The organism is Rhodococcus sp. PD04 (assembly GCF_035918275.1).
Lineage (GTDB): Bacteria > Actinomycetota > Actinomycetes > Mycobacteriales > Mycobacteriaceae > Rhodococcus > Rhodococcus rhodochrous.
In genome coordinates this window covers 358,251-383,576 of record NZ_CP142143.1, presented here as the reverse complement: position 1 = coordinate 383,576, position 25,326 = coordinate 358,251, and the positions used below count along the sequence as shown (strand labels likewise).

Here is a 25,326-nt window from a genome sequence, read left to right as displayed (position 1 = left end):
CTCCACCGCTCCGGCACCCGCCGACACTTCAGCGACGCGGCATCGGCGGGACGCACCCGGATCCCGACGCGGACCAGGAATCGTCCGACTCTCCGACCCGACTTCGAAAGTGGAGACCAATGCATCGAATCCACCGCATCACCCTCGACGACGCACTCCCCCTGCTGGCCGCCGGCCGCGCGAAGGCCGAGGAGATCGGCGTCAAGCAGACCCTGTGTGTCTGCGACGAGAGCGCGAACGTCATTGCTCTGCACCGGCTTCCCGGCGCTCGCCTCACCGGCGTCGAGATCGCCATGGCGAAGGCGTTCACCGCCGCCGGCCACGAGCGCGCCACCCACCTGTTCAACGAGGGTCCCAACGGACCCGCTCTCCCCGGCAACGAAGCATTCGGTATCAGTCACATGCTCCCCGGGAAGTTCGCGATCTTCGTCGGCGGCTTCCCCCTCGTCTACGACGGACAGATCGTCGGCGCCGTCGGCATCAGCGGCGGCAACGGCGAGCAGGACAAGGCGGTCGGTGCCGCCATGATCGCCGAATTCGAAGCCCTGACCTCCGCGATCAACGCCTGATCGCATCCCCCCGCACGACCTCCTCATCGAAAGGCATCATCATGACCGAACTGCTCGGACGCGACGAATTCCGCGCCGCACTCGAAGACGCCATCAAGGGACGCGAGGCGAAGAACGCATCGTTCAGCAAGGCGTGGGCCGAGGGCAAGCTCGAGAAGCACCACTTCGCCCGGTGGGCCGAGAACCACTACCACTACGTCGGCCCCTTCGCCGACTACCTGGCGAACATCTACTCCAACACCCCCGATCACTTCACCGACGCCAAGGACTTCACCCTCCAGAACATGTACGAGGAGGAGCTGGCCGACATCCGGCACACCGACCTGCTCATCAAGTTCGCCGAGGCGTGCGGCACCACCAAGGAGCGCGTCGAGGATCCGAACAACATGAACGCGGTCACCCGCGGACTGCAGGCGTGGTGCTACGCGGTGTCCCAGCGTGAACACTTCGTCGTCGCCACCGCGGCCCTGGTCGTGGGCCTCGAATCGCAGGTGCCGAGCATCTACAAGAAGCAGATCGTCCCGCTCCGCGAGGTGTACGGCTTCACCGAGGACGAGATCGAGTTCTTCGACCTGCACATCACCTCGGACGTGGTGCACGGCGAGCGCGGCTACCAGATCGTTCTCGACTGCGCCGACACCCCGCAGCTGCAGCAGCGCTGCCTGCAGCTCGTCCGCTGGGGAGCGGAGATGCGCTACTCGTACACGAAGGGCCTGTACGACACGTACGTCGCCCCCGATCTGGAGCTGGCGTCCGCCTGATCCGATGCGCGGGAGCGGAAGTCGCTCGCGACTTCCGCTCCCGGTCTCGCACACGAGCGAAGGAGAAGCATGTCCACCGAAATCATGGGCAGCGGGACCGCCGGCACCGACGCCGTCGCGGAGTCCCCGACCTGGGTCGCCGTCGCCACGGTGAAAGAGGTGACCCGCCGCCGCAAACTCCGCGTGGAGGTCGACGGCCTCGCGATCGCACTGTTCCATGCGAACGACCGCATCTACGCCTTCGCCGACCTGTGCGTCCATCAGGACCGTTCGCTCGTGAAAGGCACGCTCCTGCACGGACGTGTCATCTGCCCCGGCCACCAGTGGCGCTTCGATCTCGAGACCGGATACGAAGAGGACCAGGACCTCTGCCAGCCGGTCTATCCCGTCCTCGTGCGCGACGAGACCGTCCTCGTCGACCTCACCCCGCGTCCTGCACCGGCCGCATCCGGAAAGGAGTGCACGGCATGACCGTTCGCACCGTAGTCACAGTGGGCGCCGGCCAGGTCGCCGCCGTCGCCGCACGCACCCTGCGTCGCCGCGGCTTCGACGGACGCATCGTGCTGCTCGGCGACGAGCAGCACGCCCCCTACCAGCGTCCGCCTCTGTCGAAGGAATTTCTCGCGGGTCGTGAAGGAGTCGACTCCCTGGCACTTCTGACCCGGAAATGGCTCGACGCCAACGACATCGACATCCGCACGGGCGTGTCGGTCCAGCGCATCGACACCGCGACCCGCACCGTCGAGTTCGACGGCGGCGAGATCGCCGCCGACGCGATCGTCCTCGCCACGGGCGGACGCCCCCGCGCCCTCGCCACCACCGGATCCCGGCCCGATCTCGTCCACTACCTGCGCACCCTCGACGACGCGACCGCCCTCGCAGCCCGCCTGACCCCGGGTTCGAGTCTCGCGATCGTCGGCGGCGGCTTCATCGGACTCGAGATCGCCGCGACCGCACAATCTCTCGGCGTCACGGTGACGGTCCTAGAACAGGCCGAACACCTGCTCGGAGGCATCCTCGGCGAACAGGTCGGCCGGCACTGCGCCGATCTGCACCGCCGCAACGGTGTCGACCTGCGCACCGGCACGGGCGTCGCCTCGGTGACCACCTCCGATCGCGGTGTGCGGATCGAGACCACCACCGGCGGGATCGTCGAGGCCGACGCCGTGGTCGTCGGCATCGGCATCGTCCCCAACACCGACATCGCGGCGGCCAGCGGACTCGCCGTCGACGGTGGGATCGTGGTCGACGCCACCGGACGCACCTCGGTCGAGAACATCTACGCGGCAGGCGATGTCGCTAAGCGGTTCTCCCCGCGCGAAGGCCGGCACGTGCGCGTCGAACACTTCGACAACGCGAACCGCCAGGCCGCGGTGGTCGCCGACACGATCGTCGGGCGGCAGTCGCTCTCCGACGACCCGCACTGGTTCTGGTCCGATCAGTACGACTCCAACATCCAGTTCGCCGGATCGGCTTCCGGAACAACCGAACTCGTCGTCCGCGGTGACACCGACAGCGGGGAGTTCTCGGTCTTCTACCTCGCCGGCGACGTTCTGACCGCCGCCTTCGCGATGGACCGCGGCGAGGACATCATGGCGGCCCGCGAACTCATCGGCCGCAGGGTCGACGCAGCGCTGCTCGCCGACGAGGACACCGATCTGTGGGAGATGTACGAGGAGGTCGAACCCGCATGACGATCACCGGACTGAACCACATCGACGGCAACTGGGTACCGGCCGCCTCCGGCGCGGTCTTCGAACGCCGCAACCCCGCCGACGAGACCGATCTGATCGGCACCTTCCCGGACTCCGACGCCATCGACGTCCGCAACGCCGTCGACGCGCTCGACAAGGCCGCGCCCGAATGGGCCGCCACCCCGCCCGAACGTCGCGCCGCGATCCTCGAGGCAGCCGCCGACCATCTCGCCGCACACTCGGCCGAACTCGTCGACGAACTGATCCGCGAGGAGGGCAAGACCCGCGCCGAGGCGTCGATGGAGGTGAGCCGCACCCCCATGAACCTGCGCTTCTACGCAGGTGAGGCGCTGCGCGCCACCGGTGCGACCTTCCCGGGGCCGGGCTCCACCACCGTCTACACCGTGCGTGAACCGATCGGGATCGTCGGTGCGATCACGCCGTGGAACTTCCCGCTCAACATCCCCTCCCGCAAGCTCGGGCCCGCGCTCGCCGCCGGCAACACGGTGCTGTTCAAGCCGTCCGAGATCACCCCGCTGATGGGACAGCGCCTCGTCGAGGCCCTGCTCGCCGGTGGTCTGCCGGCCGGCGCGATCGCACTCGTCCAGGGCGACGGCAAGGCCGGCGCGGCGGTTTCCGGCGACGAGCGGATCGCCGCGGTCACCTTCACCGGGTCCACCGAGGTCGGACGTGCCATCCACCGCAGCGTCGGCCCCGACCGGCGCGTACAGCTGGAGATGGGCGGCAAGAACCCCGTCGTCGTCCTGGACGACGCCGATCTCGATGCGGCGGCCGCACTGATCGTCAAGGGCGCCTTCGGACTGTCGGGCCAGGCGTGCACCGGCACCAGCCGTGTCGTCGCGGTCGACGCGATCCACGACGAGCTGCTCGAGAAGGTCGCCGAACGCGCCCGTGCCCTGCGGGTGGGACCCGGTTCGGGTGCCGCCGTCGATGTCGGCCCGCTCGCGAGTCGCGGTCAGCTCGACAAGTTCCTCGAGTACGTCACCATCGGCACGGACGAAGGCGCACGGCTCGTGTGCGGCGGCGTGCGATGCGAGGACGACGCGCTGCGTGGCGGATTCTTCGTGCGGCCCACGGTCTTCGCGGACACCGTACCGGGGATGCGCCTGCTCACCGACGAGATCTTCGGACCGGTCCTGGCCTTCCAGCGCGCCGGTTCCTTCGACGAGGCCCTCGCCCTGGCGAACGACACCGCATTCGGGCTCAGCGCCTCCGTCGTCACCCGGAGTCTCTCCGCAGCACAGCGATTCATCGCAGGGTCGCGTACCGGACTCGTGAAGGTCAACCAGCCCACCACGGGAATGGCCATGAACGCGCCGTTCGGCGGCTACAAGCAGTCGAGCACGCAGACCTTCAAGGAACAGGCCGGCCCCACGCTCATGCAGTTCTACCAGTCCGAGAAGACCGTCTACCTGTCCCCCGACGCCTGACCGGCGACACCAACCCTCGACAAGCCTGGAGGAAAGACCATGGAGTTCAAGCGAGTGGCCCGATCCGGGCAGGTGCCCGAAGGCATCGTCCGCCGGTTCTACGCCGAGGACTACGAGTTCGCCATCTCCCGACTGGACGGCAAGGCGTACGCGACTTCCAACTACTGCTCACACCTCGACTGCCTGCTGTCGTCCGGCAAGCTCGTCCAGGACGGCATCGGATGCTCTTGCCACGGAAGCGCATTCGACCTCGAGACCGGTGAGCCGATCTGCCCGCCGGCCACCGAGCCCATCAAGACCTATCCGTGCGAGGAGCGCGACGGGGAGATCTTCGTCGGGATCGATCCCGCCGAGCCGCCGGAAGGACCCCGTCGACGTCGGATGCGGTCGGCATGACCCGGCGCGCGACACGACCGGCGACGCTCGCGACCGGAGGTATGGTCGCGTCCAGTCATCCGCTCGCGAGCCTCGCCGGGGTCCGTGTCCTCGAGGACGGTGGCAACGCCGTCGACGCAGCCCTGGCGATGGCAGCGGTCACGTGGCTGACCCTGCCCGGGCAGTGCGGCATCGGCGGCGACGCGTTCGCCGTGGTCCGCGAGCCCGACGGGTCGGTGTGGACCGTCAACGGCAGTGGTTACGGACCGGACGGCGGCACCCCTGATTTCTACCGGGAACGAGGATTCGACGCGATCCCGCTCGACGGGGCGCTCGCCGTCGCCGTCCCCGGCGCACCCGCCGCGTTGGCCGCACTGCACCGCCGGGGAGCGAGCAGGTCGTTGCCCGAACTGTGGGCGCCGGCAGCCCGGATCGCCGAGAGCGGCCTGCCGTGCTCGGCGAAGACCCGAACCGATGTGCAGGTCGCGCTGCGTGCGATCCGCGGCGACGCCGGACTCGCCTCGGTGTACACACCGGGCGACCGCGTCCCGCGCCTCGGCGACGTGCTTCCCCAGCCCGATCTGGCCCGCACGATCCGTGCGCTGGCCGAGGATCCGGGCTCGTTCTACACCGGCACGCTCGCCGAGCGCTGCGTGGCTACGCTGCAGGGGGGCGGAGCACCGTTCAGCGGCGACGAATGGCAGGCCGGGGCGGCAGTGGACGCGGAGGCGGCTCTCACCGGCACCTATGCGGGGCACGTCGTGCACCAGACCCCGCTCCCGACGCCGGGATGGATGGTCCTGCACCAGGCCGCCCTGTGCGACGACGCGCTCGGCACCCACCCTGTGCTCGGCGCGGCGTCGATCGACCGGATGGCCCGCGCGGCCACCGTCGCCTTCGAGGACAGGCTCCGCTGGTGCTCGTCGGACAACGACGGGGTCGCACGGGTGCTCGATCCCGCGAACATCGCAGCCGGTCGCGCACGGATCGAGGAGCGTGCACTCGCCGAGGCCTTCTCGGTCTCCGCCGGGGACACGACGTCGTTCGTCACCGTGGACTCCGAGGGGCGGGCGGTGTCGTTCATCCATTCGCTGGCGTTCACCTTCGGAGCGAAGCTCACGGTGCCCGGTACGGGCATCGTGCTCAACAACCGGCTCGGTCGGGGCGCCTACCTGATCGATGGGCATCCGAACGAGGTGGCGCCGCGCCGCAAGCCCCTGCACACGCTCAACGCGTGGATCGTCACCGACTCGGCGGGCGAACTGCGGCACGTGGGCAACACCCCCGGCGGCGACGGCCAGGTGCAGTGGAACATGCAGCTGCTGTCGCACCTGCTCGACCACGGCCTCGACCCCCAGGAGGCGGTCTCGGCGCCGCGCTTCACGGTCTTCCCCGGATCGGACGCCAACGTGCTCGGCGAACCGACCGCGTTGCGGATCGAAGGCGACGTCGCCGACGGCGTGTGCGACGAACTGCGCGAACTCGGTCACCGGGTGGAGGTGCTCGAACCTCTGGGCGCCGAGGGCAGTGCGCAGGTGATCTCGATCGACGACCGCGGAGTGCTGTCCGGCGGCAGCGATCCACGACAGGAGGGGGTGGCGCTGGGTGTCCTCTGACATTGCTGCTGTTGCACCTCGGCCGCAGGGCCGGTACGTCCCGGCCGTGCTGGCCGGCGACACCGTCCGCACGGCGGGCATGACCCCGCGTCGCGACGGCGAACTGATCCTCACCGGACGGGTCGGCGCGGAGGTCACCGTCGAACAGGCCCGGGCCGCCGCAGTCGTCGCGGTGGGCAACGCGTTGGCGGCGATCCGCGCAACGGTGCCGGAGGGCACGTCGTTCCGGCCGGTCGAGATGGTCGTCTACATCGCGAGCGCGCCCGGCTTCGTCGACCTGTCGGTGGTCGCGGACGGCGCGTCGGACGTGATCGAACGCGAACTCGGTGTGGACGCACTACCGGCACGCACCGCAGTCGGCGTCCACACCCTGCCCGGTGGGGCGCCCCTCGAGATCGCGCTCACCGCCGTGTGCGGGTAGACGGAGGTTCACAACCGAGAAACGAGGCTCACAACCCCGGTGGTCGACCATCGGGGTTGTGAGCCTCGTCTGCGGGTTGTGAACCTCGGCGACGAACGTTCAGCGCTTCGCGCCGATGTCCTCGAGCTCGGCTGCAAGATCGACGCTCTCGGACGGTCGCTGCCACCGATACACTCCCCCGCCCTGGGCGTAGGAGAGATGACCACCGAGAGCACCGCCGACGCCGACGGCGCCGAGACCGATCAGAGTCCACACCGTCCCCGCCCGGTCGCGACGGGCTCGTCGCGCGCGATAGGACGTCGCCATGGAGATCACCCCGATCGCGTTGGACACGGCATGCACCGCGCCGACCCTGCGCTGAGGGACATCCTCCAGAGCGGAGAAGTCGGCGTAGCCGGTGACGATCGTCGGAACGGCCGCGGCCAGTCCCATCGCGACGAGTCGCCGGGACGCATCGCGCTGCCCGGGTAGGGCGTCCAACGCCGCCGCGGACACCCACGATCCGATCGGGACGGTGACGAGAAGGGGATGGACGGGGTGTCCGAGCCAGGAACCTCGGAGCAGGTCGTCGACGACGGAACCGTCGAGGGCTCGCCGTATGCGCTGCGCGATGCGCTCGGCGGGCCGATCCACAGCGTCGAACGATTCGACGGCGCGCAGGAGTTCGTGCAGGTTCATGATGAGGCCATACCCGTCGGCAGCAGAGACGAATCGCCGACGCGGTCGATGCGACCTGGGACTCGGTACGGCTACTTCTCGTCGAGCGGTTTCGCTCCCAGCACGTCCTTGAGCAGCTCGATCGCGACTTCTTCAGGATCGCGGCGCGTCGACGGGTCGCCGGGCGTGGCCGCCTCGGCGAACATCTCCTCGACGTCCGCCTCCGTCATCTGCGACGGGTCGGGCGGCGGTGCGTCGTAGCCCGGGCCCGGATCGTCGGGAAGGTCGGGGGCTTCGGGCGGCGGGATATCGTCGACGCTCTCCACGGACGGACGTGTGAACGTCGGAGCAGCCGACTGTGCGGCCGCCGGGCGCTGCGGCGCGGCGGGGGCTTCGACGGGGGCGGGTGCCGCGGCGTTCTTCGCCTGGCTCGGCCGGGAGAAACGCGGCTGACCCGCCGGACGCGAATTCTTCTCGGGCGCCGGGGTTCTGGAAGGCGCCTCCGCAGCAGCGGAACCGTGGACGCAGGTGACCTCGAACTCCCCACCGAAGACCGCCTTCAGCGCATCGGCGATGACCGTGGCGTTGCGCGCGTCGGCGAGTCGCTTCGCGAGCGGAGCGGAGTCGTGCACGAGAACGACGCGGGTGCCGTCGACCGACCGTACGGTGGCGCCCGAGAGCATCACCTCGACGGTGCGGCTGCGTTCGCGGACCTTCGCGCGCACCTCCGACCACACGCCCCGCATCTGAGCTGCGTCGGGACCACCTGCCGCGCGGGCGGGCTCTGGTTCGGGTTCGGGTTCGGGTTCGGGCGCAGCCGACTCCTCGGGCACAGCCGGCGGAACCTCCTGCGCGACAATCTCGTCGGGCACACTCTGCGGCTGCGGCTCCTCCGGGACGGCGGGAGGTTGCGCCGCAGCGGGAGCCTGCGTCGGGGCAGGTGCCAGCTGGGCCGGTTCGGGCTGCACCGGCGCCTGCTGGGCGGGTGCCTGATGAACAGGTGCCTGCTGGGCAGGGGCTTCCGGTTGCGGCGGGGTGGCCTCGCGGGGCGGGTCGGCAGGCGGCGCCTCGACTGCCCGGCGCTGGGAGGGGCGCTGGAAACGTGCCGCGGGTTCGTCGGGCGAGATGGGCGGCGCGGCAGGCGCGGCGGGTGCCGACACCGGCTTCGGCGCGACACCTCCTGCCGGGGCCGCGACGATGCCCTGTTCGAGCCGTTCGAGCCTTTGCAGGACCGCGGTTTCCGTGTCGGACGCCGCAGGGAGGAGCATGCGCGCGCACATCACCTCGACCAGCAGACGCGGCGACGTCGCCCCGCGCATCTCGCCGAGCCCGGCGTGCACGATCTCGGCGTAGCGGGTGAGGGTGGCGGGGCCGAGACGGGTCGCTTCGTCGCGCATCCGCTCGAGGACGTCGCCGGGTGCGTCGACGAGTCCGCGCTCGGCGGCGTCGGGGACGGACTTCATGAGGATCAGGTCGCGGAGGCGTTCGAGGAGGTCGACGGCGAAGCGACGCGGGTCGTGCCCGGCGTCCATGACCTTCTCGACGGTGCCGAACAGCGCCGCGCCGTCGCCGGCCGCGAGCGAATCGACGGCTTCGTCGATGAGGGCGACGTCGGTGACGCCGAGCAGCGACAGAGCGCGCTCGTAGGTGACGCCCTCGGGGCCGGCACCGGCGAGGAGCTGGTCCATCACCGACAGCGAGTCGCGGGGGGATCCACCGCCGGCACGGATGACCAGCGGATAGACCGCATCCTCGACCGGCACGTTCTCCTGGCCGCAGATCTGCTCGAGCAGACCCCGCATCGCCGTGGGAGCGAGGAGCCGGAAGGGATAGTGGTGCGTGCGCGACCGGATGGTGGGCAGCACCTTCTCGGGCTCGGTGGTCGCGAAGACGAAGATGAGGTGCTCCGGCGGCTCCTCCACGATCTTGAGCAGGGCGTTGAAGCCCTGCGTGGTGACCATGTGCGCCTCGTCGATGATGAAGATGCGGTAGCGCGACTCGGCCGGAGCGTAGAAGGCTCGGTCGCGCAGCTCACGAGTGTCGTCGACACCGCCGTGGCTCGCGGCGTCGAGTTCGGTGACGTCGAGGTTGCCTCCCCCACCCGGGCCGAGCGACACGCACGACCGGCACGTTCCGCACGGCGCGGACGTGGGGCCGGTCTCGCAGTTGAGCGAGCGGGCGAGGATGCGCGCCGAGGACGTCTTGCCGCATCCACGAGGACCCGAGAACAGGTAGGCGTGGTTGATGCGGCCCGTGTCGAGCGCCGTGCTGAGGGGCACGGTGACGTGCTCCTGCCCCACCACCTCTGCGAAGGTCGCAGGTCGATACTTCCGGTACAGAGCCACGCGCCGAGCGTACCGGCGGCTGCCGACATGCACGGAGGTCGGTCCGTCCACATCTGTGGCCGAGACCACTCTTGCGTTAACGATATATCGAGATCTATCGTGATCGTATCGACAAAGAAGGAGACGCACAGATGCGAACCCACGAACATCCCCGCGGCCGTCGCCGCGCCATGCACGATCGAAATCTCCCCGGCGGTCCGTTCCGCGCCGACGGACCCCGCCGTCGCGGACACCACCCGCACGACGACGAACCCGGCTTCCACCCACACCGCGGTGGCGGCGGACGAGGGCACGGTGGCCCGCGAGGAGGACGACGCGGCCGAGCGCAGCGAGGCGACGTCCGCGCGGCCGTCCTGCGCCTGCTCGGCACCGAACCGATGCACGGCTACCAGCTCATGGAAGCGATCGCCGAACGGACGGGCGGCGCCTGGCGCCCCAGCCCCGGCGCGATCTACCCGACCATCTCCCAGCTCGAGGACGAAGGACTCGTCACGGTCGAGAAGGAGGGCGGACGCAAACTCGTCTCACTGACGGACGCGGGCCGCGCGTACATCGACGATCCGGGGAACGAGCTCATCGACCCCTTCGCCGGTCACGATCCCGATTCCGATGCCCCCGACCTGCGACTCGCACTGCGCGAACTGCAGGGCGCGACGCGGTCGGTCGCCATGAGCGGTTCCGATGCCGAGGTCGCCGCGGCACACGCTGTCCTCACCGAGGCCAAGAAGTCCCTGTACCGGATCCTCGCCGGCGACGCCGACACGTCCGATCGGGAGTGAGGGCTCAGCCGCGGGCGAAGAGGCGGATGCGCTGCTCGCGGCTGCGCTCGAGATGAGCACGCATGTGCTCGCGGGCCGCGGACTCGTTCCGCGCCCGCAACGCGTCGAGGATCTGCGCGTGCTCCCGGTTGAGCAGATCGGGTTCGCCGTAGTTGGACGGCGGCCCGGAGTCGTAGATGCGCAGCTGGGTGGTCAGTCGCACGAGCAACGTCGTGATCGTCGTGTTGTGCGCGGCCTGCCACAGCGCCTCGTGGAACCGGAAGTTCCCGATGCGCACGGCGGCGTCGTCGGTGGCGGAGCAGCACGAATCGTGCAGTCGCTCGAGCCGGGCCATGTCGAGATCGGTGTGCCGGATCGCTGCCGCGCCGGCCGCCTCGGATTCGAGCGCGACGCGCGCCGCATAGATCTCGATGACGTCCTCGGGCGTACCCGAACGCACCCGGAAGCCGCGACTCGCCCGTTCGAGCAGACCATCGTGCGCGAGCCAGTTGAGCGCCTCGCGGATGGGGGTGCGGGACGCCCCGTAGGTCTCGCTGAGCTGGGTCTCGTGCAGAGCGGCGCCGCGTGGGAACTTCCCGGCGAGGATGTCCGAGCGCAGGCGCAGGTACTGCTTGGAGGTCTGGTCGTCGCGCCCGGTGGGCGGTTCGACGAGAAGTGAGCTCTCCAGCTCGGCCGTCGCGTCCTGCTCGGTCATCTACACCCTCCGTAGGCATGCCGTTTACGTGCGCCGATTATGCCACCGTCAACGTACGCATACTTGCGTATACGTTATTCGTCGTTTAGCGTCGCTTCTCGGACACTACGAGAGGACCCAACACGTGACCGAGGCGGCCTTCCGGGACGAACAGGTGCTGATCAGCGCCGAAGAGCTCGCGAGCGACCCCGGCGCCCACACGGTCCTGCACGCCACGGTCACCTTCCCGAAGCCCCGTTTCGACGGCGACTACCGACCGGAATCCGGCCACGCGACCTGGCGCGCCGCGCACATCCCGGGATCCGTGCACGCCGACCTGCTCGGCGGTTTCAGCGCCCCGGACACCGACCTGCACTTCTCCCGCCCCGCGCCGGACGACCTGGCAGCGGCTCTGGCCGCACTCGGGGTGACCCCGGACGCCGACCTCGTGATCTACGACGACGGCGGCATGACCTGGGCGTCCCGGCTGTGGTGGATGCTGCGCAACATCGGTATCTCCGCCCGCGTCCTCGACGGCGGCTTCGCCCGCTGGACCGCGCTCGACCTGCCCGTCGAGACCGGCGACGCCGCCGAACGCCGCGCCACCACAGCCCGGACGGAACTCCCCGACCACGGCCTGTGGCGCGACCGCGACGACGTGCTCGCCGTGGTGTCCGGGGACGCACCGGGCACCCTCGTCTGCGCGCTCGACGCCGAGCAGTTCGCAGGCACCGCCACCACTCGTTACGCGCGCCGCGGGCACATCAGCGGGAGCCGGAACCTGCCGGCCAAGAGCCTGCTCGCCGACGGCGTCCTGCGGAGCACCGATCGGATCGCCGAGCTGGCCGAGCAGGCCCTCGCCGATACGGCCCGGCCCCTGATCCTCTACTGCGGTGGCGGCGTCTCGGCCTGCCTGGTGGCGCTCGCACTGGTTCGGACGGGCCACGACGACATCGCCGTCTACGACGGATCCCTCGAGGAGTGGACGGCCGACCCCGCACTCCCCATGCGGACACTCGGAGAAGGGAAGGGCGACGCATGATGCGATGTCCGCGATCCTGACCCGCTTCGTCCCCTCCCCTATCTCCCGACAGGATCTTCCGTGACCACGACCCCCACCGTCGACGATCTCGCCGTCACCCTCGACGCCCTGCGTGCGCAGACGCCGCTCGTGCACTCGCTGACCAACATCGTCTCGGCCAACTTCCTCACCAACGTGCTGCTCGCCGCGGGCGCCAGCAACGCGCACATCGACAACGCGCACGAGGCAGGCGATTTCGCGCGCATCGCCGGTGGAGTGCTCGTCAACCTCGGTACGCCCTTCGACGAGACCTCGGTGGCCTTCGCCCTCGCAGCGGAGGCCGCGCACGATGCCGGCACCCCGTGGGTCCTCGACCCCGTCGGCGTGGGCGGACTCGCGTGGCGCACCTCGCTCGCCGCCGATCTGCTGAAGTTCCGTCCCACCGCGATCCGCGGCAACGCCTCCGAGATCATCGCGCTCGCGGGCCTCGGCGGTGACACTCGCGGCGTCGACAGCGCCGACGAGGCCGCTGCCGCCGTCCCCGCCGCACTCGCACTGCTCGACCGCGCGGACGCCGTGTCGGCCTCCGGCCCCGTCGACTACCTCGTCGGCCGCGACCGCGACGGCGGGATCGTCGGACTGCGCATCGCCGGCGGCAGCGCCATGCTGCCGCGCGTGACCTCTACCGGATGCTCCCTCGGTGGGCTCGTCGCGGCCTATCTCGCGGTCGCGGAGACCCCTCTCGTCGGCCTCGCGGCGGCCCACACGCACGTCGCGGTGGCGTCCGAGATCGCCGAGGAGAACTCCACCGGCCCCGGCTCCTTCGCCGTCGCCTACCTCGACGCCCTGTTCGCCGTGGACGCCGACACGCTGCGTGCCCGCGCCCGCGTCGAACCGTTCGAACTCCCCTCGAAGGACACGAAGTAATGCCCATCAAGACCTTCTGGTATCTCACCCAGGCCGACGGCGACTACCCCTGGAGCCCGGGCGGGTTGTACCCGGTGGACGGGCAGCGGCAGATCGAACTCGCGAAGACCATCGACGACGGCGGCTTCGAAGGTGCGCTCGTCGCGACCTGGCCGAACGACCCCTTCATCTCGGCCACCTGGGCTGCGGCGCACACCAGCCGCATGAAGTTCCTCGTCGCGATCTACGCGAACATGACGCCTGCGCGCCTGCTCGCCGAGAAGGCCCTGACCTTCGACGCGTTCAGCGGCGGTCGTCTGATGATCAACTCGGTCAACGGCCGGGAGAACATCCTCACCAAGTACGACATGAACGTCGAGCACGACCGCCGGTACGAACTCGGCGAGAAGTACTGGGCGGAGTTCCGTCGCATCTACGCCGAGGGCACCGAGTCGAACTTCCCGAACACCCCGCTGCGCATCGACGCCCCGGAGAACCACTCGGTGCCGTTGTGGGGGACGGGCGACTCCCCCGCCGGCCTGCAGAACGCCGGCAAGGTGCTCGACGCCTACCTGATCATGTTGCGCGAGACCTCGTTCGTCACGCAGAAGTTCACCGCCGCGCGCGAATCCGCTGCGGTCGAGGGACGCGAGTACACCGACTTCGGTGCCCTGTCCGGCGTGATCGTGCGCCCGAACCGGGACGAGGCCCTCGAGCGGTTCCGATCGCTGTTCGAGAAGGCCGGGATCGAGCAGATCCAGGACGTGCTCGACAAGGCGGTGCGCCGCCGCACGCACGGCAAGCAGGATCTGAAGACCTTCACCGCACGTGACGCGCAACGGCAGGGCTGGGTCGACACCATCAACGCAGGCAAGCTCCCCGAACCCGAGGACCTGTATCTCGGCGACGGCCTCTACGCGGGCATCACCGCGTGGTCACCGCTCGACATCTTCGCCACGGGATCGTCTGCCGTCTACTACGTCGGCGACCCCGACGAGATCACCGGTCACGTACGGACCCTGCGCGACGCCACCGGACTCACCTCGCTGATCCTCGCCGGATGGCCGCTCATCGACGAAGCGAAGAACGTTGCGGAACACCTGATTCCGCGTTTCGACGCGCTCTGACGGCAACGCGGGCGGGATCGGTCAAGGGGTGTCGACGAGACGGAACCCCGAGCCGATCCCGTCGCGCGCGTCGATCTCGGCGAGGATCCGGTCGGCCCGCTGGTATGCGGCGAACCTCGTGTCGGGAACCTGCCGGTCGTCGGAGATCTCGGTCTGCGGGAACCGGTAGCCCACCGACAGTCCCATCCATTCACCCGTCTCGGCACGCACGAGCGGACCCCCGGAGTCGCCCGGGCGCATGAGCAGCGGCGACGACATCAGGTTCCCGTCCACCCGCACATCGCCGGTCGCACAGGCCACCGACGTGCTCCGCCCTGCCGCGCAATGGGTTCCGGCCGGCAGTTCACCCTCGCCGACCACCGCAACCGATTCGAGCACGACGCGCTCCCCCCGGTCGTTGGGCACCGACGTGTTCGATCCCCGCACGCGGGTCTCGTCGAGCACGACCACCGCGTAGTCGGCGATCTCGTCGGTCGGGAATCCCAGCTGATCGACCGAACCCCTACTCGCGACGTCCGTTTCGGTTCCGATCGGCCCTCGGTGTTGCTCGTCGACCTTCCAGACGGGCGACGATCCGGTCTGGTAGCAGTGCCCCGCCGTGATCGCGACGAGACGGCCCGCGTCGTCGTGCCCGACCGCCGCCACCGAACACCAGCCCGGCGTCGGTTCCGCGGAGAACACGATCCCGTCGCCGGGGCGGAGGACGACACGGTCGTCTCCCCCGCCGGCCGAGGCCACACCCCCGGTCCCCGCGGCGAAGACGACGGCGGCGCCGCACACCGCTGCGACGCGTCTCATGACTTCTTCGCTGCCTTCATCGCCTTCTTGAACTCGCGTACCTCGCGCAGCGACTGCTCGTCGACGACGTCGGCGATCGACCGGCGCGCATCCTCGTGCCCGTAATCGCCGGCGGCCTCACGCCATCCCTCGGGCCGCACACCCATCTGCTTACCGAGCAACGCCAGGAAGATACGTGCCTTCTGGTCGCCGTAACCCGGCAGCTTCTTCAGCCGCCGCAGCACTTCCTTGCCGTCCGGGTCGCCGGACGTCCACAGTGCGGAGGCGTCGCCGTCGTAGTCCTCGACGATCGCCGCGCACAACGCCTGGATCCGCTGTCCCATCGACTTGGGGAACCGATGGACGGCCGGTTGCTGCGCACACACTGCGACGAACTCGTCGGGATCGGCCGACGCGATGCGGTACACGTCGAGACCGCCGAGACGGTCGGCGAGCTTCTTCGGTCCCGCGAACGCGACCTCCATCGCCACCTGCTGGTCGAGCAGCATGCCGATGAGAAGCGCCAGCGGGTTCTCGGCCAGCAGTGCGTCGGCGTCGGGATCTCCGACCAGGTTCAGCGTCGATGACATGCAGACGATCATGCCCTGCGCGTCATGGGCGGCGCCACACGACCACCGCGATCACGATGCCGAGCGTGAGCGCGATCGACGTGGTCAGAGCATGCAACCAGTGCGGGAAGAGCGTCGGTTGTGACGTTGCCGGAACGGCCGCGAGTGCGGCGAACAGCGCCACGACGGCGATGACCGAGGCCGCCGCGGACCATCCCTGGGCCAGGCGGGTGTGCCTCACGCCGCGCAACTCGGCACTGCGCAACAGTGCGTGCTCGACGACGTCCACGGCTTCGGACAGTTCCGCGTCGAGTTCGGCCATCTCGTCGGCCACCCGGCGCGCCATGAGTGCTCGCAGCTGGGTGGGTTGCGTCCACGAGTGGAACCGGTCGTCGTGGACCGATTCCTTGCGCAGCAGGGACCGTTCCATCCGGCGGGCCTGCATGATCGCGATGTCGTCGAGGACGGCGGCCAGCCGATCGCCGACGAGTCCGTCGGGGTGGCGCAGATGCTCCACGGTCGTCCAGTAGTCGGCGGAAGCCCGAGCCCGCACCGCCACCCACGGAATGAGCCCGTAGATCATCTCGCGGGTGCCGTGCCCGACGTAGTCGCTGCCGAGGGCGGTGGCCTCGAGGTCGAACAGCACCGCACCGGAGTCCTCCCGCACCGCGATGGCTGCCCCTGGCTGCACGGGCCGGTCCACCAGCGGGACCCGGTCCCACTTCCACAACACACCCCAGGACCGGGCCGCGGCGCGGGCCTCCGGCCCGATGCGCGGGCCGTCGACGAGCGAGCGGACGCGTTCGCCGCCGCTCGAGACCACTTCCACGACCATCCCCTCGACGACCTCCCGATCACCGACTCCTCGGTGGCGGTGGACGACGAGTTCGTGCAGGGGCCGATAGGTCGTCGGCGCACACAACCGCCTGTTCAGCCCGGGAAACACATCGTTCAGGCAGGCGTCGGCGGTCAGGTCGAAGGGCGCGAGGAACTCGCCGAGCACCTGGCGCAGGCCCGCACCGTCACGGTCCTGCAGCGGGTCGCTGCGCCAGTCGACGAGTGGGGAACCGTGGTCCGTCAGCGACTCCGACGCCAGGACGAGGCCGTGACCGGGGACGTCCCACAGCGACACGCATGTCGCGGGGTGTCCCACATACGGCCGGGTCACGTCCGGCGCGTCGCGCAACGACCCGGTCGATGCACCGAACGAGACCTCCGGTCGTGTCGGGTCGACGACGTGCCTGAACGCGAGCAGGCACGGCGGTCGCACACCGTGATCGGAATCGGGCTGATCTGCAATGCGTGCCGGCAGGAAGGGCTCCACCTTCTCGACGGGTGGGACCCGCGGTGGCGTCTCGGGCGCCGCCTCGATGTCGAGCGCCAGGAGGAACACCTTCAATACACCGAGACACCCCGTGACAGATCCGACGGCCGATACGCCGACTCCGGAATTCACGAGAGCGCGGTTTTCCATCACACTCACCACTTCCGAACCCGCCGCACGGTATGCGGCGACCCTGACCAGCGAGTATGTCAGGTCGGTAGGGGAAAGCAAGTCGCTGTGACGGCGAGCATCGATAACGCCCCGACCAGGGGTGATCCGAGTTGTCCACCGCCCGTCCACGTGTTGTGCACAACTTTATCCACAGGTTGGGAACAAACTCACACTCGGAGTGCAAGTTCCTGCGGACAGAGGCACGCAACAAAGAAACGAGGCTCGCAACACCGGCAGTGACTGCCTGTGTTGCGAGCCTCGTTCTCGCGTTGTGGACCTACCCGCGCACTACTTGTCGGCGAGCGCCTTCTCCGCCGCGGCCAGCAGTACGCAGGTCGCGACACCGTCCATGGCCTTCTCGAGCTCACCGAGCGAAGGGAAGCTCGGCGCGAGACGGATGTTCTTGTCCTCGGGGTCCTTCTTGTACGGGAACGCCGAGCCGGCACCCGTCAGCGCGATACCCGCTTCCTTCGCCAGGGCGATGACACGGGCCGCCGTGCCCTCGACGACGTCGAGGCTGATGAAGTAACCGCCCTCGGGCTCGGTCCACGACGCGACCTTCGACGCGCCGAGGCGCTCCTCGAGGATGCGGCGCACCAGCGCGAACTTCGGCGCGAGGATCTCGCGGTGCTTCGCCATGTGGGCGCGCACGCCCTCGGCATCGCGGAAGAACCGCAGGTGACGCAGCTGGTTCACCTTGTCAGGACCGATGGTCTTGATTCCCAGGTGCTTCTGGTACCAGGTGAGGTTCTCGGTGGAGCTGCCGAAGAAGCTCACGCCCGAGCCGGCGAAGGTGATCTTCGAGGTGGACGCCAGCGCGAACACGCGGTTCGGGTGACCGGCCTGCGCGGCCAGACCGAGGATGTCGATCGCGGGCGCGAGGTGCTCGGTGAGCGGGTGCACCGCGTAGGCGTTGTCCCAGAAGATGCGGAAGTCGGGAGCGGCCGTCGGCATCGACACCAGCTCGCGGGCGACCTCCTCGGAGTACACCGCGCCGGTGGGGTTCGAGTAGGTCGGCACGGCCCACATGCCCTTGATCTGCGGGTCGTTCGCGACGAGATCGGCGATGAACCGCACGTCGGGGCCATCCTCGCGCAGCGGCACGGGGATCATCTCGATGCCGAGCGACTCGGTGATCGCGAAGTGCCGGTCGTAGCCGGGAGCCGGGCACAGGAACTTGACGACCGACTCCTGCGACCACGGGCGCGGCGAGTCGACGGTGCCGTGCAGCAGCGACCAGACGACGAGATCGTGCATGATCTCGAGGCTCGCGTTGTTACCGGCGAGCAGATTCTCGACCGGGATGTTCAACAGCTCGGCGAAGATCGCGCGCAGCTCGGGCAGGCCGGTGAGGCCGCCGTAGTTGCGGGTGTCGGTGCCGTTGCCGTCGCGGAAGTCGTCGACACCCGGCAGCGACAGCAACTCCGCAGAGAGGTCGAGCTGCTCGGGCGAGGGCTTGCCGCGGGTCAGGTCCAGCGTCAGCTTCTCCGACTTCAACCGTTCGTAGTTGGCGGACTGGCGCTCGTGCTCTGCAACGAGTTCCTCATGGCTCATCAACCCGTACTGGGTCTGCGTAGGCATGCGGAGGGACCTTTCACCGTGCACGGTGACACGGGCATCGGCGGAAATTAAGAGGACCCCGCGCACCCGGCAGAGCCCGTTGACCCTTGCTGCCTTCCGGCCCTGGGGGAGTTCACAGGATGCGCGCCGCGCGGGATCCATCGGCAAGTGTAGAGGAACGAGCGCCCCGGCGGCGAACCCGCCCCCGCAACACCCCCGGAATCAGGGTGCGACGTGCTCGTTTGGCAAGTTGGGGTCTCCATTCGGTATGCTTCCCCACGGAGGATTCGCCTAGTGGCCTATGGCGCTCGCCTGGAACGCGGGTTGGGTTAACGCCCTCAGGGGTTCAAATCCCCTATCCTCCGCCACGGAACCCCGTGGGGCGCACAGCGTCCCACGGGGTTTCTGCTTTTCTCCGTCCTCTGTTCGCGTACCGGGCCGATCTCGGGCACGATGCGTCTCGTGACTGCGGACGACAATTTCCCGCTCGCCGGCAACGCCGACCACGAGCAGGCTTCGGTCTGGGTTGAGATGCTGGACCGGGAGATCGACGAGGTGTCCGCAGCCATCGAGAAGACCGAACAGAAGGCCCTCGCCGAACATCGGGTGGGGGCCGTGGACCGAGCGCGCAGGTTCGACGCCGAGGTCGAGCGACTGGGCGCCCAGCTCCGCGATCTGCACCGCATGCGTCGCAATCTCACCGACCGCTTCAGCTGATCGGAGAGATCGCGGCGGTGCGTTACTCGCAGGCGCTGCGGTGCGTTACTCGCAGGCGCTGTGGTGCGTTACTCGCAGGCGCTGTGGTGCGTTACTCGCAGGCGACGCCGTCCCCGTCACCGTCCATCTTCGGCCGGTAGCCGGGCTCTCCCACATACAGGGGTGCAGCTCCCGCAGCGCGGGCCGCCGCGCAGTTCTCGTAGTACACGCTCGCCGGAGCAGGGGCAGGTGGGGCCGGCTCGGGAGCAGGCGCGGGCGCGGGCGCGGGTGCCGGAGCAGGAGCCGGCGCGGGGGCCGGTCGCGTCGTCGTGGTGGGTACGGGAGCGGGTGCAGCTGCGGGAGCTCCACCTCCGCATTCGGTGAGGACCCGCACCATCGCGTCGTGCTCGGCCTGCGTCACCCACAGGCCGTAGATCGCCTTGACCTCGATCTGCCGCGCGACGTACGTGCAGCGGTACGCGCGGTTCGGCGGCAGCCAGGTCGCGGCGTCACCGTCGCTCTTCTGCTGGTTGGTCGGCCCGTCCACGGCCTGGAGGTTGCGCGGGTCGTTGGCGAAATCGGCACGGGTGCCCGCGTCGAGCTGCTGCGCACCCTTCTGCCACGCGTCCGACAACGCGACGACGTGGTCGATCTGCACCGCGGTCGAGGTGTCCTGTCCGCGGGTGAATGCGATCGTCGTGCCGGTGTACACGTCGTTCAGGGTTCCCGACGCGACGACGCAGTCGCGGGTACCGGGCCGGTAGACGATGTCGACGAGGTCGCGCCGCAGGATGTCGTTGCGGGTGTCGCAGCCGTTGCCCCCGAACTCCACCGACACGTCGTCGCTCCACGCCTGACCGAACAGGTCGCGGCTGTACCCGGTCTTGGGCGCGCGCCCCTTGACGGGCAGGGTCGCCAGCCGGGCCAGGGCCTCCGACGAATCCGCCGACGCTGCCGGTTTCGACGCCGCCGGACTCGATGCGGTCGTCGAGGAGGGGCGCGTCGCGGTGGGTGACGATGTCGTCGTGGGAGTTTCGGAGCTCGGCGCCGGAGACTGTTCGGAGGTCGCCGCCGGAGCGGCGGAGGTGTCCTGGGCCGTCGAGTCGCAACCGGTGAGGGTCAGACCCGCGACCGTCGCGACGACGAGCAGGGACAGCCGGGACGACAGGCGGGGCAAGGACATCGAGGGAACTCCTGAGAACGACGGCGCCGGACGGCTCCCCTTGTCCATCGCGCCCACGACGCCCGGTCGTTACACCACGTAAGCATCCGGGAGCCGACGTGGTCGGCATCCCGGAGGGAACGGTTCCTACTATCGTCTGGTGGTCGGTTACGGCAGGCAGTTGCAGGGACTCGCGATCGCGCTGTCCTCTCTCGCAGGGTTCATCGATGCCCTCGGGTTCATCACCCTGGGCGGTGTGTTCGTGTCGTTCATGAGCGGCAACTCCACGCGCTTCGCGGTCGGCACGGCCGACGGTGCGTGGCAGACGGTGGCGCTCATCGGCGGTGTGCTCGCGCTGTTCGTGCTCGGGGTGATCCTCGGCAGCGTGGTGGCGGAACTGACCGACCGCGACCGGCGGACCCGCAAGATCGCGGTCCTCGCAACCGTGACGGTGTTGCTGACGGTCGCCGCTGCGGCCGTCCTGGTGGACTGGACGCCGGTCTCCGTGATCGCGATGACCTTGGCCATGGGAACGGAGAACTCGGTGTTCCGGCGCCACGGGGAGACGACCGTCGCCCTGACCTACATGACGGGTGCACTGGTCAAGATCGGGCAGCGGATCGCGGCGGCGTTCTTCGGCGGTCCGCGCTGGAGTTGGCTGCCCTATCTGGGTCTGTGGGGCGGCCTTGTGACGGGTGCCGTTCTCGGCGCGCTCGCCCATCGGGCGCTGGGATTGCACGCTCTGTGGATCGCGGCGGCGTTCGCAGCCACGCTGACGGTCTCGGTCCGTTTCCTCTCCGATCACGAGCTCACCGGCGGGGTGTGATTCCCACCTCCCCGTACGTTCGTACGGTGGAGGGCTCGGCTACGGTGCTCCCCATGCGCACGCGCCCCTACGTCACCACCAGCCCCACAAGGCTCGCTGCGGCCCTGCTCGACGTGGCCGCACGCAACGGTCTCGACGCGGCGAGCGTCCGGGAGGTGGCCAACGAGGCAGGGGTCTCGATCGGGGCGGTGCAGCACCATTTCCCGACCAAGGACGAGATGCTCGCGTACTCGTTCCGCACCCTCTCGGACCGGGTGCTGAACCGGCTGACGAACGTCGATCCCGACATCGATCCGGCGCGCACCCTGTTCTCCGCGCTCAGCCAGCTGCTCCCGCTCGACGAGGAACGCGGCAGCGAGGTACACGTGATGTCGGCGTTCGCCGTGCGGGCGGTCACCTCCCCCACCCTGAGCGCCGTCCGCACCGCCACCCTGTTCACGATCCGGACGGGCATAGCGCGCGTATTGATCCGCGCGGGAACACCCGATCCGGAGACCCGGGCCGCCCTGCTGCTCTCGGCCGCGAACGGGCTCGCGCTCGACGCGGCGGCCAGCCCCGATCTGTACCCGCGCGAGTATCTGACCCACGCTCTGCACGCCCAGGTCCAGCTCGTCCTCGACGGCGCCGACGCGCACTGACCCGCGCCCCGGAATCCGGGACGCGGGTCAGGAATGCGACCGACCGCCACGCGGTCAGTGGGCCGACCAGCCGCCGTCCATCGTGTACGACGCGCCGGTGACCATCCCGGCCTCGTCGGAGGCCAGCCACGACACGAGCGAGGCCACCTCCTCCGGCTCGACCAGCCGGGGCACCGCCTGATCGGTGAGCAGCACATCCGAGAGCACGCGATCCTCCGGGATGTCGTGTGCACGGGCCTGTTCCGAGATCTGCTTCTCCACCAGCGGGGTACGGACGTAACCCGGATTGACGCAGTTGCTCGTCACACCGCGGGGACCACCCTCGAGCGCGACGACCTTGGAGAACCCCTCGAGGCCGTGCTTGGCGGTGACGTACCCGACCTTGAAGGCCGACGCCCGCAGCCCGTGGACCGACGAGATGTTCACGATCCGGCCGAAGCCCCGCTCGTACATGCCGGGCAGCGCGGCCTTCACGAGCAGGAAGGGCGCCTCGACCATGAGCGTCTGGATGCGGCGGAAGTCGGCGAGGGCGAAGTCCTCCACCGGCCGCACGACCTGGATGCCGGCGTTGTTGACGAGGATGTCGACGTCGAGGCGGAGACCGGCGAGGCCGTCGGTGTCGAGCAGGTCGACGCCCCACGCCTCTCCTCCGATCTCGTGGGCGAGCGTCTTCGCGGCGACCTCGTCGACGTCGGCGACGGTCACTCGGACTCCCTGACCGGCGAGGGCGCGAGCGCAGGCCGCCCCGATCCCGCCGGCTCCACCGGTCACGAGTGCGGTGCGGGCCCTCATGCGGAGACCCCGGCGTTCTCGGCGGCCTTCTCCTGGGCGACCGTTTCCGCGTCCGCGGCGTCGATGTCGCGCAGCGAGATGCCCTTCGTCTCACGTGCCACGATCACCGCGACGATCGTGATCAGCGACGAGCCGAGCAGGTAGAAGGAGATCGGGACCGACGAATCGAAGCGGCTGAGGAGGCTCGCGGCGATGATCGGGGCGAGCGACCCGGCGACGATCGAGGTGACCTGGTAGCCGAGCGAGACACCCGAGTAGCGCATGCGGGTCGGGAACATCTCTGCCATGATCGCGGGCTGCCCGGCGTACATGAACGAGTGGAAGACGAGTCCGATGACGATCGCGGAGACGATCCACGCGCTGTTGCCGGTGTCCATCATCGGGAAGGCGAGGAAGCCCCAGGCACCGGCGGTGACGGCACCGATCATGTAGACGGGGCGGCGTCCCAGCGTGTCCGACAGCCGTCCGACCATCGGGATGACCGCGAAGTGCACGGCGTGGGCGGCGAGCATCCACCACAGGATGTGACTGGTGTCGGCACCGACGACGATCTTCAGATAGGTGATCGAGAAGGTGACGACGAGGTAGTACATGACGTTCTCGGCGAACCGCAGGCCCATGGCCGTGAACACGCCGCGCGGGTAGCGCTTGAGCACCTCGAAGACGTTGAACGACGTCTCCTTGAGCTTGTCGGCCTCCTGCTGCGCCTCGAGGAAGATCGGGGCGTCGGTGACCTTGGTGCGGATGTAGTAGCCGATCAGCACGATGACGGCCGAGAGCCAGAACGCGACTCGCCAGCCCCACGACAGGAAAGCCGACTCGGGCAGCGTGGTGGTGAGGACGAGCAGGACGATCGTCGCGAGAAGATTGCCCATCGGCACGCCGGCCTGCGGCCACGACGACCAGAACCCGCGGGAGCGGTTGGGGCTGTGTTCTGCGACCAGCAGCACCGCGCCGCCCCACTCGCCGCCGACCGCGAAGCCCTGGACGAACCGGAGCGTCACGAGCAGTGCCGGCGCCCAGTATCCGATGGCACCGAAGGTCGGCAGGCAGCCCATGAGGAAGGTCGCGACGCCGACCATGATGATGCTGGTCTGCAGCAGCTGCTTGCGTCCGAACCGGTCACCGAAGTGACCGAAGACGATCCCGCCGAGCGGCCGGGCGACGAAGCCCACGGCGTAGGTGACGAACGCCGCGATGATCGCGTCGAGTTCGTTGCCGCCGTCGGGGAAGAAGACCTTGGCGAAGACGAGGGTGGCGGCGGTGCCGTAGAGGAAGAACTCGTACCACTCGACGACGGTGCCCGCCATGGACGCACCGACGACCCTGCGCAATGCCGACGGGGAGCTCTCCGGCCCATCCGTTCGTGCCTGTTCGACGCTCATGGTTGCACCCTCCCGGGACGCTCTGTGACGGGGAACACTTCCAAACACATATGCCGAGTATCGATACGCACATATGCATCCACAATGACGCGATTCGCAGATGCGATCTGCAAAACTGCACATATGAGCGTGCCCTCGGCCGATGACCTCCTCGTCCTGCTCGCCGTCGGACGCAGCGGCAGGTTCACCAGCGCCGCCGACGACCTGGGCGTCAACCACACCACGATCTCCCGACGGATCGCCGCGCTCGAGCGCAACCTCGGTGGTCGCGTGCTCACGCGATCGGCGGCGGGATGGGAGCTGACCGACCTCGGTCGGGAGGCGCTCGAGGCTGCCGAACGCATCGAGGCTGCGGTCGGCAGCCTCCGGAACCCCCGGGGCGAGCGTCGCCTCGAGGGTGTCGTGCGCATCTCCGCCACCGACGGATTCAGCGCCTACGTCGCCGCCCCGGCCGGCGCTCTCGTACGGCAACGCCACCCGGGTATCTCCGTCGAGATCGTCGCGACCACCCGTCGCGCCTCGCAGCAACGGTCCGGCATGGACATCGAGGTGGTCGTCGGACGCCCGCAGGTGCATCGGGCCGAAGCGCACCGCCTCGCCGACTACAACCTGGGCCTGTACGCCTCGCGCGACTATCTCGCCACGCACGGCTCCCCGTCGTCGGTCCGCGACCTGCGCGAGCACACCCTCGTGTACTTCATCGATTCGATGCTGCAGGTCGACGATCTCGACGTCGCGCGGCGCATCGCCCCCGACATGCAGGATTCGATCAGCTCGACGAACGTGTTCGTGCACGTCGAGGCGACCCGCGCCGCCGGAGGTCTCGGCCTGCTGCCGTGCTTCATGGCCGACCGGCACCCCGATCTCGTCCGTGTCCTGCCCGGTGAGGTCGAGGCCCGCCTGGCCTACTGGCTCGTCGCGCGTTCGGAGACACTGCGGCGGCCGGAGGTCGCGGCCGCGGTCGCGGCGATCCGGGAGGTCGTGCACGCCCAGCGAGCAGTGCTCCTGGGGGCCGCTCGATAGAGTGCACG

The 25,326-nt window shown here is 69.2% G+C and carries 26 protein-coding genes, 1 tRNA gene and 1 other RNA gene; 17 read left to right on the top strand and 11 right to left on the bottom strand.

Features of this window, described 5'->3' with window-relative positions; all coding sequences use genetic code 11:
- Positions 1 to 119 precede the first annotated feature (119 nt).
- From U9J23_RS01760 to U9J23_RS01725, 8 genes are all read left to right on the top strand, one after another.
- A complete protein-coding gene (locus U9J23_RS01760) occupies positions 120 to 569 on the top strand; it encodes a GlcG/HbpS family heme-binding protein (RefSeq protein WP_006552488.1) in 450 nt (149 codons plus the stop codon).
- A 41-nt stretch (positions 570 to 610) separates the two neighbouring features.
- Entirely contained in the window at positions 611 to 1,330 is a 720-nt protein-coding gene (locus tag U9J23_RS01755) for a TenA family transcriptional regulator (RefSeq protein ID WP_059383140.1), read from the top strand.
- 69 nt (positions 1,331 to 1,399) lie between these two features.
- A complete protein-coding gene (locus tag U9J23_RS01750; protein ID WP_370684066.1) occupies positions 1,400 to 1,801 on the top strand; it encodes a Rieske (2Fe-2S) protein in 402 nt (133 codons plus the stop codon).
- Positions 1,798 to 3,024: an NAD(P)/FAD-dependent oxidoreductase gene (locus U9J23_RS01745; RefSeq protein ID WP_085469855.1), complete on the top strand. Its 1,227-nt coding sequence runs from the start codon at positions 1,798 to 1,800 to the stop codon at positions 3,022 to 3,024. Before U9J23_RS01750 ends, U9J23_RS01745 begins: the two co-directional genes overlap by 4 nt.
- Positions 3,021 to 4,475, top strand: a complete 1,455-nt coding sequence (locus U9J23_RS01740) for an aldehyde dehydrogenase family protein (protein ID WP_059383143.1) — start codon at positions 3,021 to 3,023, stop codon at positions 4,473 to 4,475. Before U9J23_RS01745 ends, U9J23_RS01740 begins: the two co-directional genes overlap by 4 nt.
- 39 nt (positions 4,476 to 4,514) lie before the next feature.
- Complete coding sequence (locus U9J23_RS01735) at positions 4,515 to 4,871, top strand: Rieske (2Fe-2S) protein (protein ID WP_006552493.1); 357 nt, start codon at positions 4,515 to 4,517, stop codon at positions 4,869 to 4,871.
- Positions 4,868 to 6,466: a gamma-glutamyltransferase family protein gene (locus tag U9J23_RS01730; protein WP_326601064.1), complete on the top strand. Its 1,599-nt coding sequence runs from the start codon at positions 4,868 to 4,870 to the stop codon at positions 6,464 to 6,466. The genes U9J23_RS01735 and U9J23_RS01730 overlap by 4 nt, the downstream gene beginning before the upstream one ends.
- Positions 6,456 to 6,887, top strand: a complete 432-nt coding sequence (locus tag U9J23_RS01725; protein WP_229579895.1) for a RidA family protein — start codon at positions 6,456 to 6,458, stop codon at positions 6,885 to 6,887. The genes U9J23_RS01730 and U9J23_RS01725 overlap by 11 nt, the downstream gene beginning before the upstream one ends.
- A gap of 99 nt (positions 6,888 to 6,986) precedes the next feature.
- Here the strand turns inward: U9J23_RS01725 and U9J23_RS01720 are convergent, their stop codons facing one another.
- Both U9J23_RS01720 and U9J23_RS01715 read right to left on the bottom strand, forming a co-directional pair.
- Entirely contained in the window at positions 6,987 to 7,565 is a 579-nt protein-coding gene (locus tag U9J23_RS01720; protein ID WP_059383146.1) for a DUF2231 domain-containing protein, read from the bottom strand.
- A 71-nt stretch (positions 7,566 to 7,636) separates the two neighbouring features.
- The gene (locus U9J23_RS01715) at positions 7,637 to 9,889 is read right to left on the bottom strand and encodes a DNA polymerase III subunit gamma and tau (RefSeq protein WP_326601061.1); all 2,253 of its coding nucleotides are present in this window, start codon (positions 9,887 to 9,889) and stop codon (positions 7,637 to 7,639) included.
- 131 nt (positions 9,890 to 10,020) lie between these two features.
- Here U9J23_RS01715 and U9J23_RS01710 point away from each other — a divergent pair, with 131 nt between their 5' ends.
- Complete coding sequence (locus U9J23_RS01710; RefSeq protein WP_059383147.1) at positions 10,021 to 10,668, top strand: PadR family transcriptional regulator; 648 nt, start codon at positions 10,021 to 10,023, stop codon at positions 10,666 to 10,668.
- Between the two features lie 4 nt (positions 10,669 to 10,672).
- On the opposite strand, the gene U9J23_RS01705 is transcribed toward U9J23_RS01710, so the two are convergent.
- Complete coding sequence (locus U9J23_RS01705) at positions 10,673 to 11,362, bottom strand: GntR family transcriptional regulator (protein WP_016691017.1); 690 nt, start codon at positions 11,360 to 11,362, stop codon at positions 10,673 to 10,675.
- A 124-nt stretch (positions 11,363 to 11,486) separates the two neighbouring features.
- Between U9J23_RS01705 and U9J23_RS01700 the strand changes: the two genes are divergently transcribed.
- From U9J23_RS01700 to U9J23_RS01690, 3 genes are read left to right on the top strand one after another with little or no spacing between them, the layout of a single operon-like run.
- Positions 11,487 to 12,383 carry a sulfurtransferase gene (locus U9J23_RS01700; RefSeq protein WP_059383148.1) on the top strand — a complete coding sequence of 299 codons (897 nt, stop codon included), beginning with the start codon at positions 11,487 to 11,489 and terminating at the stop codon, positions 12,381 to 12,383.
- Positions 12,384 to 12,443: 60 nt separating this feature from the next.
- A complete protein-coding gene (gene thiM, locus U9J23_RS01695; RefSeq protein WP_059383149.1) occupies positions 12,444 to 13,289 on the top strand; it encodes a hydroxyethylthiazole kinase in 846 nt (281 codons plus the stop codon).
- The gene (locus U9J23_RS01690; protein WP_160876124.1) at positions 13,289 to 14,395 is read left to right on the top strand and encodes an LLM class flavin-dependent oxidoreductase; all 1,107 of its coding nucleotides are present in this window, start codon (positions 13,289 to 13,291) and stop codon (positions 14,393 to 14,395) included. Before thiM ends, U9J23_RS01690 begins: the two co-directional genes overlap by 1 nt.
- A 21-nt stretch (positions 14,396 to 14,416) precedes the next feature.
- Here the strand turns inward: U9J23_RS01690 and U9J23_RS01685 are convergent, their stop codons facing one another.
- The 5 genes from U9J23_RS01685 to ffs all read right to left on the bottom strand — a co-directional run bounded on the left by U9J23_RS01685 (position 14,417) and on the right by ffs (position 18,959).
- Entirely contained in the window at positions 14,417 to 15,193 is a 777-nt protein-coding gene (locus tag U9J23_RS01685) for a trypsin-like peptidase domain-containing protein (RefSeq protein ID WP_085469862.1), read from the bottom strand.
- Positions 15,190 to 15,762, bottom strand: coding sequence for an HhH-GPD-type base excision DNA repair protein (locus U9J23_RS01680; protein WP_085469894.1), 573 nt, complete (start codon positions 15,760 to 15,762; stop codon positions 15,190 to 15,192). Before U9J23_RS01680 ends, U9J23_RS01685 begins: the two co-directional genes overlap by 4 nt.
- 22 nt (positions 15,763 to 15,784) lie before the next feature.
- Positions 15,785 to 17,134 carry a hypothetical protein gene (locus U9J23_RS01675; RefSeq protein ID WP_226950103.1) on the bottom strand — a complete coding sequence of 450 codons (1,350 nt, stop codon included), beginning with the start codon at positions 17,132 to 17,134 and terminating at the stop codon, positions 15,785 to 15,787.
- Positions 17,135 to 17,524: 390 nt separating this feature from the next.
- The gene (locus tag U9J23_RS01670) at positions 17,525 to 18,817 is read right to left on the bottom strand and encodes an aminotransferase class I/II-fold pyridoxal phosphate-dependent enzyme (RefSeq protein WP_085469864.1); all 1,293 of its coding nucleotides are present in this window, start codon (positions 18,815 to 18,817) and stop codon (positions 17,525 to 17,527) included.
- Positions 18,818 to 18,864: 47 nt separating this feature from the next.
- Positions 18,865 to 18,959: signal recognition particle sRNA small type (gene ffs, locus U9J23_RS01665), an RNA gene on the bottom strand.
- 117 nt (positions 18,960 to 19,076) lie between these two features.
- On the opposite strand from ffs, the gene U9J23_RS01660 reads away from it, so the two are divergent.
- Positions 19,077 to 19,164, top strand: a tRNA-Ser gene (locus U9J23_RS01660).
- Positions 19,165 to 19,249: 85 nt separating this feature from the next.
- Complete coding sequence (locus tag U9J23_RS01655; RefSeq protein ID WP_059383179.1) at positions 19,250 to 19,513, top strand: hypothetical protein; 264 nt, start codon at positions 19,250 to 19,252, stop codon at positions 19,511 to 19,513.
- A gap of 91 nt (positions 19,514 to 19,604) precedes the next feature.
- Here U9J23_RS01655 and U9J23_RS01650 read toward each other — a convergent pair whose 3' ends face one another.
- Complete coding sequence (locus U9J23_RS01650; protein WP_326601048.1) at positions 19,605 to 20,675, bottom strand: GmrSD restriction endonuclease domain-containing protein; 1,071 nt, start codon at positions 20,673 to 20,675, stop codon at positions 19,605 to 19,607.
- A 139-nt stretch (positions 20,676 to 20,814) separates the two neighbouring features.
- On the opposite strand from U9J23_RS01650, the gene U9J23_RS01645 reads away from it, so the two are divergent.
- Both U9J23_RS01645 and U9J23_RS01640 read left to right on the top strand, forming a co-directional pair.
- Positions 20,815 to 21,480 (top strand): YoaK family protein, encoded by a 666-nt coding sequence (locus tag U9J23_RS01645; protein WP_059383181.1) that lies wholly within the window; start codon positions 20,815 to 20,817, stop codon positions 21,478 to 21,480.
- A gap of 53 nt (positions 21,481 to 21,533) precedes the next feature.
- Positions 21,534 to 22,118: a TetR/AcrR family transcriptional regulator gene (locus tag U9J23_RS01640; RefSeq protein WP_059383182.1), complete on the top strand. Its 585-nt coding sequence runs from the start codon at positions 21,534 to 21,536 to the stop codon at positions 22,116 to 22,118.
- Between the two features lie 54 nt (positions 22,119 to 22,172).
- On the opposite strand, the gene U9J23_RS01635 is transcribed toward U9J23_RS01640, so the two are convergent.
- Both U9J23_RS01635 and U9J23_RS01630 read right to left on the bottom strand, forming a co-directional pair.
- Entirely contained in the window at positions 22,173 to 22,910 is a 738-nt protein-coding gene (locus U9J23_RS01635; RefSeq protein WP_059383183.1) for a 3-hydroxybutyrate dehydrogenase, read from the bottom strand.
- Positions 22,907 to 24,295, bottom strand: a complete 1,389-nt coding sequence (locus U9J23_RS01630; protein ID WP_106200751.1) for an MFS transporter — start codon at positions 24,293 to 24,295, stop codon at positions 22,907 to 22,909. Before U9J23_RS01630 ends, U9J23_RS01635 begins: the two co-directional genes overlap by 4 nt.
- A gap of 123 nt (positions 24,296 to 24,418) precedes the next feature.
- On the opposite strand from U9J23_RS01630, the gene U9J23_RS01625 reads away from it, so the two are divergent.
- Positions 24,419 to 25,318: a LysR family transcriptional regulator gene (locus U9J23_RS01625; protein ID WP_085469866.1), complete on the top strand. Its 900-nt coding sequence runs from the start codon at positions 24,419 to 24,421 to the stop codon at positions 25,316 to 25,318.
- The last annotated feature ends 8 nt before the right edge of the window (positions 25,319 to 25,326 follow it).